Source organism: Bradyrhizobium sp. (assembly GCF_030646015.1).
Classification (GTDB): domain Bacteria; phylum Pseudomonadota; class Alphaproteobacteria; order Rhizobiales; family Xanthobacteraceae; genus Bradyrhizobium.
Window position 1 is genome coordinate 26,102 of the sequence record NZ_JAUSLT010000067.1, and the last position, 12,528, is coordinate 38,629.

The following is a 12,528-nucleotide window of genomic DNA, read 5'->3' on the forward strand; positions in this document are numbered from 1 at the left end:
GACACTTTGGCCAGTTACCGGCTACTTCCGGTTCTCCCCGGAAAAAGATCGCCCCAGCCCACGTCTAGCGTGAGGCACAATGGTATAGTCACCGATACCTGCGGATCGTATCGAGTTCCGGTCCTTCAATTTCAATTTCTGGATCGCAGTAAATCGATTCGAATTCACTATTTTCGGGTTTGGCGGGGTCAAATCGAACGACCACTTCCGCCCAAAACACCTTGGTGATCCCGTCGGTATCGCTGTGAGTAGTGCGAGACTCAAATGCGCCCCCTGTACCAATCCTTCCTTCCTCGATTTCGAGATCGATCCAAAGATATGTCTCGAATTCTATCTCGCAGACGAAGGTCTGGTGCGCGTCCTCAGACAGAACATTCAAGTGATGCACAGTTACGTCCGCAGCATCCGCAACAACGGCTGCAACCTCAATGTGATCGCTTAATCGGTGCAGCCCGGTTACGTTTATATCGCGCCCCCTCAATCTGCTAACTAGAACAGTTTTTAGGTGTTCGCTATTCGCGAGAAAGCTCAGAAGCGAATCATGAAGCGTTTCGGTGACTGTCGCTTTCGATACAATTTCGCCGAGTGAATCTGCGTGGACAAGTTGGCCGTCATTCTTGCAGCAATCCTTCAAGTCGCCGTCACCCGACACCACGTAAATCTTTTGGCCGGTTGTTGAGGCAAAGTCTCGAAGTGACGTCACCACCACGGCATCCGGAAATTCCGCTTTTTTCTTATCGCTAAAAGGCGGTTTTTTCTCGAAATAGTCATCAAAAAGGCTGTCCAAATTCGCCTTTAGCGGTAATTCCATTGCGTTTAAATTTTTCAATAATTGTTTGAATTGCGACTGCAATGTCGTCAGTGCACCGTCGTCGAATGCCGGATCGCCAGCGATGCCAAGTTGGCCGAGAAATGTTTCGTGCTTTTTTGAAGCGGCTCGCGTGTGATCAAGCGTTTCTGCAATTTTATTGCAAACTTCCTTCTGGGTGATGCTTGTCGTCAGCACGCGAAGGTGCCCAGATTGGACCAGCTGCTTAATTTTAGAGAGTGATTTCGAGTCCCAATCGAGTCTTTCGCGGATGAAAATTTGGGCATCAATAAAGATGTACTCGCTCTCTAAATATGCGCGCTGTTCCGTCATTCGGGTCACGTCGCTTTCCAAATGCAAGTTTGAAATGCGTTCGTTTTACGTTATTTGGCGCCTTCCAGTTTTGCATTGCAGCGAAATCGCAACGCAGGGATTCCCGCTTGCGCGCCGCCACAACCTGTCCGTAATGATGGAAGAGCTTCAAACTAACAGCACATTGCCGCCACAGGAGTTTTGTCATGGACGCGCCGTCACCCACGAGTGCAGTGCAGCGTCCCGGCCGGGGCCGGGTTTTCGATTCGATCATCGACGCGGTCGGCGATACGCCGATCGTCCGTCTGCGCAAACTGCCGCAAGCGCACGGGGTGCACGCGACTATCCTGGCCAAGCTGGAATACTTCAACCCGGCCGCCAGCGTGAAGGACCGCATCGGGGCGGCGATGATCATCGCGATGGAAAAGGCCGGCCTGATCAATGCCGATACCGTGCTGATCGAGCCCACTTCGGGAAATACCGGGATCGCGCTCGCCTTTGTCGCCGCTTCCCGCGGCTACCGGCTCAAGCTGGTGATGCCGGAATCGATGTCGATCGAGCGGCGCAAGATGCTGGCGTTCCTCGGCGCCGAAATCGTGCTGACGCCGGCGGCCCAGGGCATGAAGGGCTCGATCGCGACCGCGGAGGAACTGGTGCGCACCACGCCCAATGCCGTGATGCCGCAGCAGTTCAAGAACCTCGCCAACCCCGAAATTCACCGCCGCACCACCGCGGAGGAAATCTGGAACGACACCGGCGGCAATATCGACTACTTCGTCGCCGGCGTCGGCACCGGCGGCACCATCACCGGTGTCGGGCAGGTGCTCAAGCCCCGCAAGCCGAGCTTGCGGATCGTCGCCGTGGAGCCGGAGGAAAGCCCGGTGCTGTCAGGCGGCCAGCATACCCCGCACAAGATCCAGGGCATCGGCGCCGGGTTCATTCCCGATATCCTCGATCGCTCCGTGATCGACGAGATCGTGAAGATCAGCGGCCCGACCGCGATCGAAACCTCGCGCGCGCTGGCCCGCACCGAAGGCATTCCCGGCGGCATTTCCTCGGGTGCTGCGATCGCAGCTGCCCTGCAGATCGGCAAGCGGCCGGAGGCCGCCGGCAAGACCATCGTGGCGATCGTGCCGTCGTTCTCGGAGCGCTATCTGTCGACCGTGCTGTTCGAGGGAATCTGAGACCATGGCGGATCAACCGAGACGGCCGCGAACCCTGAACGACGCGCGCACCGAAGCGGAAGCAGCGTTCAAGAAGACAACGACCAAGGTGGTGGAGGCGCCGCCGAAGCCGACCGCTATTCCCGGCGTGAAGGAGTTGGTTTCGTTGCGGATCGATCAGGACGTGCTCGAACACTTCCAGGAGGGTGGACCCGGCTGGCAGGACCGCATCAACGACGCCTTGCGCAAGGCCGCGGGCAAATAGGCCGGACCCATCGATAACTGAAAAAGCCCGGCGTGAGCCGGGCTTTTTGCTGGATTCGATATCGGCGGAACGGGCGATCAGCGTCGGAACGCACCGCCCAACATGCCGCCGACCACACCGCCGACGAAGGCTGCACCGGGATCCCCGCCGCGGTGACCGCCACCGCCGCCGCCACCACCGCTGCTGCGCTGCCGTTCGCGGCGAGCCGGCTTTTTCTCTTCCCCGTCGTCGCTCGAGGCGGTTGGCGTGGTCGCGACGATTTCCGTCAACAATGCCTTGTGCTGGAACTTGTTGAGGTAGCCGCTCTTGGGATAGCCGCGCGCGGCCTGCCAGCGGGTGATCACCGCGCGCGTCGGCGCGTTGAACACGCCGGTCACCTTGGTATCGAAACCGAGGCCGTTCAGCCTTCGCTGCACGTCGCGGCGCTGTCCCTTGTCGAGCCCGATCTGGTCTTCGGTGGTCTGGTTGGCTTCCGCGTCAAACGTCTTGGGATCGATCCCGGTGGTCAGGTTGCGGGTCGCGTTCGCCGAAGCGCCGTCCTGCAGCGACGCGATCCGGGCCTGCGCCAGCGAGCGGAACTGGCCGTTCGGATAGGAGGCCAGATAGGCGTTGAGTTCTTCGGGCTTGTTGGATTCCTTGACCGATCGCCAGAATTCGACTTCGACCTCCGAACCCTGGGACGCCGTCGCAACGGCCGGGCCGGCCTGCGAAGGAGCCGCGGCAGTTGCTGCGGGCGCAGCGGCCTGATTGAGATAGACCGTCCCGATCAGGTTGGTGTGGCCCCAGGGCAATTGGCCCTTGTTGGTTTCCTCGTTGACCTGGGCGCGGACCTTGGTCATCGCCTGCTGGATCTCCATGCCGGGGGTCGCGATGTTGGCCATGAGCGCGCGCGTGAACGGGCTGTTGGTGCCCTCCTTGCCGTCGAGTGCGGTTTGTCCGGGACCGGTGGCGAAGGCGATCAGGGTGCCTTCGCCGGACTTCATTTCCGCAAGGCCGGTCTGCACCGACACGCTGCGGGTGGCGCCGGCATTCGCCTTGATCTTGGCGGCGAATGGATTGTCGCGGCAGGCATCGAGGAACACCAGCTTGACCTTGGCATCGCCCATGGTCTGGTCGAGCGTGAGGTCGATGTTGATGGCGGCGCCGAGCTTGACGTCCATTTCCGATTTGATGTCGGCGTCGATCGGCAACAGATAGTTGACGCCGCCGATGGCGATGCCATGGCCGGCGTAGAAGAACACCGCGACGTCGGCGCCTTGCGCCTTCTTGCCGAACTCGAGCAGCCGCTCGGTCATTTTATCGCGGGTGAGGTTGGTGCCTTCGACAACTTCAAATCCCACATTGCGAAGCACGCCGGCCATCGACTTGGCGTCGATCGAGGGGTTGGGGAGCGGCTGAACATTCTTGTAGGCGCCGTTGCCGACGACAAAGGCAACACGCCGGTCGGCCTTGGCCGAATGGGCTGATAACGCCATGCAAATCAGGGAAAGGAATATGGTGAGGTAGCGCATTTGAAATCCCCCGGTGGAATCGCGCGACTATGGGAGCAACGCATCGCAACAGACTACACGAAAAAGCCACGCATCGTGTCGAAAATCAGGCGTCGCCTGAATTGAGCTGCCCCCGTCGCCGATTGACCACACTAGCCGGCAGGCTGGCAGCATTGAGTGATCTACATCACAGTCGGACGCGCCGTCTCAGGAGAATTGGTTCGGGAGAATCGCCTGGCACCGTTCGGCGGTCAGACTTGAGTCCGCGCCGGAGCATTACCGGCCGTCTTGAGGTTCAACAGATTGCCGGTGAGGATCAGCGTCGCGCCGAGCACGGTGAACATGTCCAGCCGCTCCGAATAGATCAGCCAGCCGGCGGCGGCGCTCAAGGGAACCCGGAGGAAATCCATCGGGATCACCACCGTCGCATCGGCATACAGCATCGCGCGCGCCATGCAGTAATGGGAGAAGGTGCCGCAGATCGCGATCACGACGGTCCAGCCCCATGCCCAGGCCGACGGCCAGACCCAGACATGGATCGACGGGAAAAATCCGGCCACCGACTGCACCACCAGCATCCAGAAGATGATCGCCAGCGTATGTTCGGTGCGGGTCAGCGACTTCACCATGGCGATGGAGATGCCGAAGCCGACCGCCGCGGCCAGCGCGATCAACTGGCCCGGATTGACCTCACCGGTGGAGGGCCGAACGATGACGACGACACCGACGATCCCGAGCACGATCGCCGCGATCTTCCACACCGTCATGCGTTCGCCGAGAAAGGCCGCCGCCAGGATGGCGGTCCAGATCGGCATGGTGAATTCGATCGATACCACCTGGCCCAGCGGAATCAGGGTCAGCGCGAAGAACCAGCCGAGCTGCGCGCCATAATGAATGAGATTGCGCGAGATGTGCTGCAGCGGCCGCGCGGTCTTCATGGCAGCGAAGCCGCCGCTCATGCGGATCAGCGGGTACAGCATGCAGAGGCCGAGAACCGAGCGCACTTCCATGATCTGGAAGACGTTCATTTCACGCGTCGTCTCGCGGCCGGCCACCGTCAGGATCAGCATCAGAGCGAGCCAGCCCGCCATCCACAGCGCAGCCCTTGGTATAGAGGGGGTTCGGTCCATCGTGAGCTGAATGCCAGGAACTGATTGCTGAGTCTGCCGCGCTGGAGCGGCGCGCAAATACGGAAAGGGCAGGCCGGTATCGGCGACCCCGGTCCGATTTGCAACGCGCAAATATGCCGGGGCAGCGCTGCGCCGCGCCAAAATTCGGGGTGGGAGCGCGCGCAATCGGTGCTAAGGAACAGCGGAAATCACGTTCGAGGGAACTCCTTCATGCTCACCTTGCAACCGGCCGAATGGTCAAAGCCGCGCGGCTTTTCGCATGGCGTCGCGGTCGACGGCCCCGGCCGCTGGGTCGTGCTCGCCGGCCAGACCGGCGGCGACGAGAAGGGCGACTATGCGCCCGATATGGCCGCGCAAACCGGCACCGCGCTGCGCCGGATCATCAAGCTGCTCAATGAGGCCGGCGCCGGCCCTGAGCATATCGTTCGCCTGACCTGGTACCTGACCAGCCGAGAGGAATACCAGGCCGCGGGTGCCGGCATCGGCGCCGCCTGGAAGGAGACGCTCGGGCGCAACTTCCCGCCCTCGACGCTGCTCTACATTTCGGGACTGGTCGATCCCCGCGCCAAGGTCGAAATCGAGGTCACCGCCTTCGTACCGAATGCCTAGATCCCGATTCTGATTTATCAGGACCGCGCTCTAATCTCTTGTTTTTACGCGTTTTCTTTACGCGAGCCGGCGTCCACTTCGCTCAAAAGCGCCATAGGGAATTTCACGATGACAACACGATCCACATCGGCAGATTTTGTAACCGCCTTCGCCACCGGCTGGCCCGAGGACCAGCCCGATATCATGGTGCTGTCGCTTACCACTCACAGGGGCGTTCAGGATTTTGCGCTGAACAAGGAACAGGCCCTGCTGGTCGCCAAGACCATGACGGAAACCGCCAACCGGTTGGCCAAACCCAAAACCAGCTAGCCGATCGCGGCGATGGCGCTCAGGAGCGGGTCAGCGAAATCGATGTGACCCGGAATGCACCTTCGGACTTGATGACGACGGATTGCTTGTTGCCGCGCGTCGTCAACGAGATCTGCGCCGTGAATCCGGCGCCGCTCGCGATCAGGTGAAAATGGCCGCCGCCGCCGCGACCTTCAAGGTTGCCGCTGGCGTTACGAATGCTTTCGCTCCAGGTCCCGGAAAGCGCCGTGCCCTGGGCGACGACGTTGCTGGCGAGATTGAACTTGAAGCTGTCGCTGGCGCAGGTCAGGGTTTGGTTGATGGCGTCGCCGTCGGCGCGGACGGCGTAGCTGGCGCGGCATCGAACCCGCTCGGTGGAACCGTCGTCCAGCGTGATGGTGCCGCCGCCGGACCAGTTGCCGGCCATGCCGGCGAACGCCCCAGATTCCGCGTGAACAGCGGAGCCGGCGATCGATACCAACAAAAACGCCAAAAAAAACGCGACGGCTGCGAATATCAGCCGTCGCGCGTTCAGGATGATTGCTGCTGTGGGACCCGGATTATTGCCGCGACGCTTCCCATCGACCACTGCACGGTACGCCTGCAGACGAACCATTCCACTTCCCCGAACCGGTCTTGCCGCTGAGCTGGCCGTTCGCATATGCACCATTGATCGAGACTCGCACAAGTCCCTCTCTTCCGACCTTGCCGGAAACGGCGGCGCCACCGGCCGAGACCTTGCCGTCCGTCACGGTCAGCGTCGAGCTGACGGTCGGTTCACAGCTGCCGCTCTTGGTCACCACCGTGACATTCCAAAGTCCGTCATAGGCACTGCTCTCGGCGGAAGCCGGAGCGGCAGCGAGGGCGGCAGCGGCGGTCAAGGCGGAAGCAAGGAGCGCGTTACGAATGCGATTGTGGCGCATGAATCATATCCCCGAATATGTATGTGTGATGATGCGGTATTGAGGCACAATGTGTCCAAAGTTTGCTGCGCCGCGATAAAGCGAAAAGTTCCCTATGAATCAAACATTTAATGCCCGAATTGGTTCCAGGCAGGGAACGAAAAATCTGACACAAATCGAGCGTCGGGTCGTTGGTAAAATACTACTTTGGTAAATTGGGCGCGCTGGTGGCAAATTGCTCGTCCTGCGGCTTGGCCGGCAGCGATTGATGGGCCTTGGCGTACTCAATTACCTCTCCGAGCAGCTTCTGGCCGAGCGGGGCCAGCGCGCGCTCCCACAACTCCCGCGCGGTTTCGCCCTTCTTGACGAAGCACCATTCCTGGGCGGCGATCGCGCCGGCATCCATGCGGTCGGCGAGATGGTAGACGGAGCCGCCGGCGATCGGGTCGCCTTCCCGGATGGTCCATTCGACCGCCGCGATGCCGCGATGCCGCGGCAGCAGCGAGGGGTGGTAGCCGATCCCCCCGAGCTTGGCCGCCGCCAGCGCGTCCCTGCCGATGCGCGCGTGGCTGTGCGCGGTGACGATCAGGTCGGTATCGGCCGCGATCTCCCCGGCGACCACCAGTTTCGGATCGGCCTGCACGGTGACCGGGATTCCGGCGTCGCGGGCCGCGGCGGCGAGCCGGTCCTCGGCGTCAGCGACGACGACGCCAGCGATTTCGACGCCGTGCTGGCGCAGCATGTTCAGTGTCGTCACGCCGAAATGGCGGGAGCCGACCAGGGTAATCCGCATGGTGTTTGATCCGTCCAGAGCAAGGCGTCCCGTCGATAACACGTCGCCACTGTCTGTCACGCCGGGGGCGCCCGCGCGACCGGGTTATCAACAGGTCGGGTCGAGGTTTGCGACAGCGGTTTGCGAGGGCGTCGGGCCGCAAAAAGGCCATTGAAGGCGGCTTGCATGGGTCAATGCCACGGGACTACGCTGACCGCATTGCGGGTCGGGTGAACTCTGGAGGTTTTCATGCAAAGATTTTTCCTGATGCAGAGGCTTTCGTTGATTTCGGCGACGATTGCGCTGGTGTCCTTGCCGGCCGGCTTGGTGCTGGCCCAGACCACGCCGAATACCGGCGCGGCGCCGGCCGCGACAGCGCCAGCGACCACGCCTCCGGCAGCGACCACCCCGCCAGCTGCTGCGGCGCCGCCAGCCGCAGCGACCGCTACGGCGCCAGCCGCGAAAACGGAAACGACGACAACCGAACCCGCGAAGCCGGCGAAAAAGAAGGCCGCGAAAAAGATGACCCGGCAGCAGGAGATCGACAAATCGATCGACAGCGGCACGGTGCCCGCGCGCTATCGCAGCTCGGTGCCGAAGGAGTACCACCATCTTATTCCGTTCGATAAGCGGTAGCCCGCGCGTTCAGGGCACGAGCCACTTGTCATTCGGATGTTGCGGATCTGGTTGATGGGTGGCTGCACCCTGGAATGAGGTTGTCCAAATGCCGAAAAAGGGAATTACCGGCCACGACGAGTGGGTGCTGACGGAAGCGCTCGCCACCGCGCTGGTCGCGCTGGAGCAGCTGCCTGAAGCCAGCCAACCGCGGCCACATATGGAAGACATCAAGAAGCTCCTGATTGCCGGCTGCCAGCAGGGCACCGTTATGGTGCATCTGGCGCAAGCCAAATGCCGGTTGTTTCCCGACCGCGATCCCCTGACGATCTACCGGGAATATGGTCTGGAAGACGGGCAGGGCTGAACTATTCGCCGCTCGTCATGAGGGGCGGTTCGTGTCGGCTCGAGTGCGGATTTCACTTCGCGGTGGAGCGGCCCGGCAAGAAACGCTTCAACCGCTTCCAGGCGGGCGCAACGACAAGTCCAATGACCGGGATGCAGGCTGCGCCGATCACCAGGCCAATCACCCCCGATATGGCAGCATGCGCGATCCATTCCAGCACGCCGGCGGCTGACGGGACTGCGTGAGCCGCGGCTTGCGTCGCGGCGTGGACGGCGTGCCCGATCGAAGGCGGGCCGTAGAGCTCCAGGCCATGCAGCACAATGCCGCCGCCGACCCAGATCATCGCGGCGGTACCGACGGCGCTGAGCACCGTCAAAAAGACGGGCATGCCGCGAACCATGCCGCGTCCGAGCGCTCGCCCCATGCCGCCAAACGGCGAGGCGCCATCATTTTTCGCCAGCGCCAATCCGACGTCGTCGGCCTTCACGATCAGAGCGACCACGCCATACACCGCGACGGTAATCCCGATCCCGACCAGCGCCAGCACCAGTGACTGCGTCAGCAGGCTGCCTGCGGGAACTGCCGCCAGCGTGATCGCCATGATCTCCGCCGAGAGGATAAAGTCGGTCTTGATGGCGCTTGCGACCTTTTCGTCTTCCAGGGTTTGCGCATTCAACGCCACCGTACCGAGCTGGGCTTCGTGCTGGTGGGCATGATGGGGCAGGAAGGCTTCGAGCAGTTTTTCCACCCCTTCGTAGCAGAGGTAGGCGCCGCCAAACATCAGCAGCGGCGTGATCGCCGAAGGCAGGAAATAGCTCAGGGCCAGAGCAGCGGGAAGCAGGATCAGGAGCTTGTTGCGCAGCGATCCCGCCGCGATCTTGCCCACGATCGGCAGTTCGCGCCTGGCGGTGAACCCGATCACGTAGCCCGGCGTGACTGCGGTATCGTCGATGACGACACCCGCCGCCTTTGCCCCCGCCTTGACGGCCTGGCTCGCCACATCGTCAAGGGAAGCCGCCGCGACCTTTGCGATCGCAGCGATATCGTCGAGCAGGGCGATCAGTCCGATGCTCATCAACAGTTCCCGTTCGTCATTCGCAGCTTCCTCGCCAATCAACCTGAGCTATAACCCGGTAATGCGCCCAGCACACTCATCGAGAGCCCAACCCCGCGAGAGATCATGAGTTTCTTCGAGCGACTAAAGAGCGCAGCATCCGCCGAGTGGCGCGCCTACACCGAACACCCCTTCACCAGCGCGCTGGCGGACGGCTCGCTTCCCGAGGTGGCGTTTCGTCACTACCTCGTTCAGGACTATCTGTTCCTGATCGAGTTTGCCCGCGCCTATGCGCTCGCCGTCTACAAGTCGCCCAGGCTTGCCGACATGCGTGACGCCGCAGCCGGCCTGTCGGCCATCATCGACGTCGAGATGAACCTGCACGTAAAACTCTGCGCGGGGTGGGGGCTGTCTCCCGATGATCTCGAACATGCCCCGCCGGCGGTCGAGATGCTGGCCTATACGCGCTACGTGCTCGACGCGGGCATGCGCGGCGATCTGCTGGCGCTCAAGGTGGCGCTGGCTCCCTGCGTGATCGGCTACGCTGACATCGCGACCCGGCTCGCCGCGCAACCCGGCGCGCTCGCGGCCACCAATCCCTACAGCGTCTGGATATCGGAATATGCCGGTGCACCCTACCAGGAGGTCGCGGCGAAGGCGCTGGCGCAGCTGGATGGCCTCGCCCATCTCTATGCCACGCCGGCCCGGGAGCAGGATCTGATCGCGATCTTCAAGGAGGCCACCCGGCTCGAAGCCGAGTTCTGGGAGATGGGCTGGCGCGTGGATGCTCGTCGTGGCAGTTCGGCAGGCTAGGACAAGCCAGTCGCCACTGCTGCTGCTGGGGCGGACGGAACGGATACTATCCTGGAATGTTTTCTCTCGTGGTACTGGCAGCGCCATGCTGCGCAGCAACCAGGCATGGGAGTCGTCGCAATGGCCAAAGATGACAAGCCGCTGGAGCCGGAAGACTTCCCCCTTCGCGCGGAGGACAAGAAAATCGTCAAGAAGGACGGCGAGCCGATTGCCGAGGCCCGCAGCGAGAAAATCGCGGACGAAGTAGCGGAACGATTGAACGCGGAAGAAGACATTCGCGAAGAAGACCGATGGTCGGCCTGATCCGACGTTGCAGGCCTAATTCACGACAACGGGAGGCTGAACCGGCCTGGGGCCCGGCGGCGTTGGTTCGACCACTAATTTCGGTTGAGTCGGGATTACTTTAGCGCCTGCAGCTTGCGCAGCCGCCTTGGTCGCGGCTTGGTTTGACGGCTCCAGCGCCTGCCGGTTCCATGGACCGAACTCAAAAATTAGGAAGGCCGCCGTGCTGATAGCGGCGACCGTGGCTGCGATGACCAGCGGCTGACCGACTTCTCTCTCTCATATTTTCATAACTGGTCCGTAGTGGCTCCACCAACAAGCCGTCCGATGAAAGCAAGTTCCGGCGGCCTCGCGCGGCGGAAGGACGCATAACCCCGGTCCACTTGACCCCACCGGAAGGGCTAAACGTCGACTTGGCGAGATGCCGGATTAACGGCATGATGGCCAAATTCGGCGCAGAGGCACCGTGTGATTTCTGCTGCTGATGATTGCAATTCCTGATGGGATTTCCGTGAAGACCGAGTTGATTGACCGCATCTACGAATGCTCGTTTGTGCCGGAACTGTGGCCCGGCGTGCTGGACGAGCTGGCCCACCTCACGGATTCGCGTGGCGGCCTGTTGTTCTCGGCCCGCGACCGGGTCCTGAAATGGACCGCGTCCGCGAACTTGAACGATATTTTCCGGTCCTACGTCGAGGACGGGTGGTTTTCACGTTGTCCGCGCCGGATCTGCCTGTTTGGAAAGACGCTGCCGGCCTTCTTCGTCGAGCATGATTTCTGGACGCAGGAACAGCTCGACAGCAATCCGATCTACCGGGACTTCTTTCGCCCGCGCGGGCTCGGCTGGTCCGCCGGTACCGGTCTGCAATTGCCTACCGGCGATCATATCGTCTTCAGCATTGAGCGCGATCACAGCCGCGGACCGATCGAAAAAGAGCGAGTCGAATTGCTGAACGAGCTGCGCTCTCATCTGGCGCGCAGCGCCTTCGTTGCGGCCCGGCTGGGGTTGCAGCGCGCCAGGGGCGCCAAGGAGGCGCTGACAGCGATGGGATTGCCCGCGCTGCTGCTCGGCCAGGACGGCACGGTGATCGAAGCCAATCCCCTGATCGAGGATTTGCCCGACCATTTGCAATGGCGTGCGCAAAACCGCATCGCGCTGGCGGATGGCCACGCCAACGAGCTGTTGCGGGCAGCGCTTGCCGCGCTCGATACCAATGCCGAATTGTCCGTCCGCTCGTTTCCGCTGCGTGACGCCGACGACAAAGCGGCCCTGGTGGTTCATCTCATTCCGATCCGGCGCTCCGCCCACGACATCTTTGCCGGCAGCTACGCGCTGCTGGTGGTGACGCCGGTGTCGGCCCCGGCAGCGCCGCCGGTAGAACTGATGCGCTCGCTGTTCGACCTGACCGTGTCGGAAGCCCGGGTGGCGCGGGGGCTTGCCGTCGGCGAGACTCTGGAGGAGATTGCCGTCAGCGGCGGGGTGGCCATCTCCACCGTCCGCTCGCAGCTGCGTCAGGTGCTGGAAAAAACCGGATGCGCCCGCCAGGCCGAAGTGGTGTCGCTGCTGGCCAATGTCACGCTTGATCGCAGCACGGCGAGGAATTAGCCTCGGATTCGGCGCGCCGCTTCATCTATTTAGAGGATGACGCCCGGATTGGCCGACCGCACTATTGGCATGG

General features: G+C 62.0%; 16 protein-coding genes. 9 read left to right on the forward strand and 7 right to left on the reverse strand.

Annotated features, from left to right (window positions below):
* Positions 1-88: 88 nt before the first annotated feature.
* Positions 89-1,141 carry a PIN domain-containing protein gene (locus tag Q7T45_RS09425; RefSeq protein WP_304870163.1) on the reverse strand — a complete coding sequence of 351 codons (1,053 nt, stop codon included), beginning with the start codon at positions 1,139-1,141 and terminating at the stop codon, positions 89-91.
* Between the two features lie 185 nt (positions 1,142-1,326).
* Between Q7T45_RS09425 and cysK the strand changes: the two genes are divergently transcribed.
* The gene (cysK, locus tag Q7T45_RS09430) at positions 1,327-2,304 is read left to right on the forward strand and encodes a cysteine synthase A (RefSeq protein WP_304870044.1); all 978 of its coding nucleotides are present in this window, start codon (positions 1,327-1,329) and stop codon (positions 2,302-2,304) included.
* A 4-nt stretch (positions 2,305-2,308) separates the two neighbouring features.
* Entirely contained in the window at positions 2,309-2,548 is a 240-nt protein-coding gene (locus Q7T45_RS09435) for a BrnA antitoxin family protein (RefSeq protein WP_304870046.1), read from the forward strand.
* A 77-nt stretch (positions 2,549-2,625) separates the two neighbouring features.
* On the opposite strand, the gene Q7T45_RS09440 is transcribed toward Q7T45_RS09435, so the two are convergent.
* Together Q7T45_RS09440 and Q7T45_RS09445 are read right to left on the reverse strand one after the other, a co-directional pair.
* Positions 2,626-4,059, reverse strand: a complete 1,434-nt coding sequence (locus tag Q7T45_RS09440) for a caspase family protein (RefSeq protein ID WP_304870048.1) — start codon at positions 4,057-4,059, stop codon at positions 2,626-2,628.
* Positions 4,060-4,289: 230 nt separating this feature from the next.
* A complete protein-coding gene (locus Q7T45_RS09445) occupies positions 4,290-5,168 on the reverse strand; it encodes a DMT family transporter (protein ID WP_304870049.1) in 879 nt (292 codons plus the stop codon).
* A gap of 210 nt (positions 5,169-5,378) precedes the next feature.
* On the opposite strand from Q7T45_RS09445, the gene Q7T45_RS09450 reads away from it, so the two are divergent.
* Both Q7T45_RS09450 and Q7T45_RS09455 read left to right on the forward strand, forming a co-directional pair.
* The gene (locus Q7T45_RS09450) at positions 5,379-5,777 is read left to right on the forward strand and encodes a RidA family protein (RefSeq protein ID WP_304870050.1); all 399 of its coding nucleotides are present in this window, start codon (positions 5,379-5,381) and stop codon (positions 5,775-5,777) included.
* 108 nt (positions 5,778-5,885) lie between these two features.
* A complete protein-coding gene (locus tag Q7T45_RS09455) occupies positions 5,886-6,086 on the forward strand; it encodes a hypothetical protein (protein ID WP_304741401.1) in 201 nt (66 codons plus the stop codon).
* A gap of 19 nt (positions 6,087-6,105) precedes the next feature.
* Here Q7T45_RS09455 and Q7T45_RS09460 read toward each other — a convergent pair whose 3' ends face one another.
* From Q7T45_RS09460 to Q7T45_RS09470, 3 genes are all read right to left on the reverse strand, one after another.
* The gene (locus Q7T45_RS09460; RefSeq protein WP_304870052.1) at positions 6,106-6,492 is read right to left on the reverse strand and encodes a hypothetical protein; all 387 of its coding nucleotides are present in this window, start codon (positions 6,490-6,492) and stop codon (positions 6,106-6,108) included.
* A gap of 133 nt (positions 6,493-6,625) precedes the next feature.
* Positions 6,626-6,988, reverse strand: coding sequence for a hypothetical protein (locus Q7T45_RS09465; RefSeq protein WP_304870054.1), 363 nt, complete (start codon positions 6,986-6,988; stop codon positions 6,626-6,628).
* Positions 6,989-7,169: 181 nt separating this feature from the next.
* Entirely contained in the window at positions 7,170-7,760 is a 591-nt protein-coding gene (locus Q7T45_RS09470; protein ID WP_304870056.1) for a formyltransferase family protein, read from the reverse strand.
* Positions 7,761-7,988: 228 nt separating this feature from the next.
* On the opposite strand from Q7T45_RS09470, the gene Q7T45_RS09475 reads away from it, so the two are divergent.
* Both Q7T45_RS09475 and Q7T45_RS09480 read left to right on the forward strand, forming a co-directional pair.
* On the forward strand, positions 7,989-8,375 hold the full coding sequence (locus Q7T45_RS09475; protein WP_370691249.1) for a hypothetical protein: 387 nt from the start codon (positions 7,989-7,991) through the stop codon (positions 8,373-8,375).
* Between the two features lie 88 nt (positions 8,376-8,463).
* Positions 8,464-8,721 (forward strand): hypothetical protein, encoded by a 258-nt coding sequence (locus Q7T45_RS09480; protein WP_304870058.1) that lies wholly within the window; start codon positions 8,464-8,466, stop codon positions 8,719-8,721.
* A gap of 52 nt (positions 8,722-8,773) precedes the next feature.
* Here the strand turns inward: Q7T45_RS09480 and Q7T45_RS09485 are convergent, their stop codons facing one another.
* Entirely contained in the window at positions 8,774-9,775 is a 1,002-nt protein-coding gene (locus tag Q7T45_RS09485) for a DUF808 domain-containing protein (RefSeq protein WP_304870060.1), read from the reverse strand.
* A 105-nt stretch (positions 9,776-9,880) separates the two neighbouring features.
* Here Q7T45_RS09485 and Q7T45_RS09490 point away from each other — a divergent pair, with 105 nt between their 5' ends.
* The 3 genes from Q7T45_RS09490 (at position 9,881) to Q7T45_RS09505 (ending at position 12,455) form a co-directional block, all read left to right on the forward strand.
* Entirely contained in the window at positions 9,881-10,567 is a 687-nt protein-coding gene (locus tag Q7T45_RS09490; RefSeq protein WP_304870062.1) for a TenA family protein, read from the forward strand.
* A 120-nt stretch (positions 10,568-10,687) separates the two neighbouring features.
* A complete protein-coding gene (locus Q7T45_RS09495) occupies positions 10,688-10,870 on the forward strand; it encodes a hypothetical protein (protein ID WP_304870063.1) in 183 nt (60 codons plus the stop codon).
* Between the two features lie 490 nt (positions 10,871-11,360).
* The gene (locus Q7T45_RS09505) at positions 11,361-12,455 is read left to right on the forward strand and encodes a helix-turn-helix transcriptional regulator (protein ID WP_304870066.1); all 1,095 of its coding nucleotides are present in this window, start codon (positions 11,361-11,363) and stop codon (positions 12,453-12,455) included.
* The last annotated feature ends 73 nt before the right edge of the window (positions 12,456-12,528 follow it).

Coding starts and splice junctions, on each gene's coding strand:
- Q7T45_RS09425 (WP_304870163.1), bottom strand. CDS start 1,141: ATGACGGAACAGCGCGCATATTTAGAGAGCGAGTACATCTTTATTGAT.
- cysK (WP_304870044.1), top strand. CDS start 1,327: ATGGACGCGCCGTCACCCACGAGTGCAGTGCAGCGTCCCGGCCGGGGC.
- Q7T45_RS09435 (WP_304870046.1), top strand. CDS start 2,309: ATGGCGGATCAACCGAGACGGCCGCGAACCCTGAACGACGCGCGCACC.
- Q7T45_RS09440 (WP_304870048.1), bottom strand. CDS start 4,059: ATGCGCTACCTCACCATATTCCTTTCCCTGATTTGCATGGCGTTATCA.
- Q7T45_RS09445 (WP_304870049.1), bottom strand. CDS start 5,168: ATGGACCGAACCCCCTCTATACCAAGGGCTGCGCTGTGGATGGCGGGC.
- Q7T45_RS09450 (WP_304870050.1), top strand. CDS start 5,379: ATGCTCACCTTGCAACCGGCCGAATGGTCAAAGCCGCGCGGCTTTTCG.
- Q7T45_RS09455 (WP_304741401.1), top strand. CDS start 5,886: ATGACAACACGATCCACATCGGCAGATTTTGTAACCGCCTTCGCCACC.
- Q7T45_RS09460 (WP_304870052.1), bottom strand. CDS start 6,492: ATGGCCGGCAACTGGTCCGGCGGCGGCACCATCACGCTGGACGACGGT.
- Q7T45_RS09465 (WP_304870054.1), bottom strand. CDS start 6,988: ATGCGCCACAATCGCATTCGTAACGCGCTCCTTGCTTCCGCCTTGACC.
- Q7T45_RS09470 (WP_304870056.1), bottom strand. CDS start 7,760: ATGCGGATTACCCTGGTCGGCTCCCGCCATTTCGGCGTGACGACACTG.
- Q7T45_RS09475 (WP_370691249.1), top strand. CDS start 7,989: ATGCAAAGATTTTTCCTGATGCAGAGGCTTTCGTTGATTTCGGCGACG.
- Q7T45_RS09480 (WP_304870058.1), top strand. CDS start 8,464: ATGCCGAAAAAGGGAATTACCGGCCACGACGAGTGGGTGCTGACGGAA.
- Q7T45_RS09485 (WP_304870060.1), bottom strand. CDS start 9,775: ATGAGCATCGGACTGATCGCCCTGCTCGACGATATCGCTGCGATCGCA.
- Q7T45_RS09490 (WP_304870062.1), top strand. CDS start 9,881: ATGAGTTTCTTCGAGCGACTAAAGAGCGCAGCATCCGCCGAGTGGCGC.
- Q7T45_RS09495 (WP_304870063.1), top strand. CDS start 10,688: ATGGCCAAAGATGACAAGCCGCTGGAGCCGGAAGACTTCCCCCTTCGC.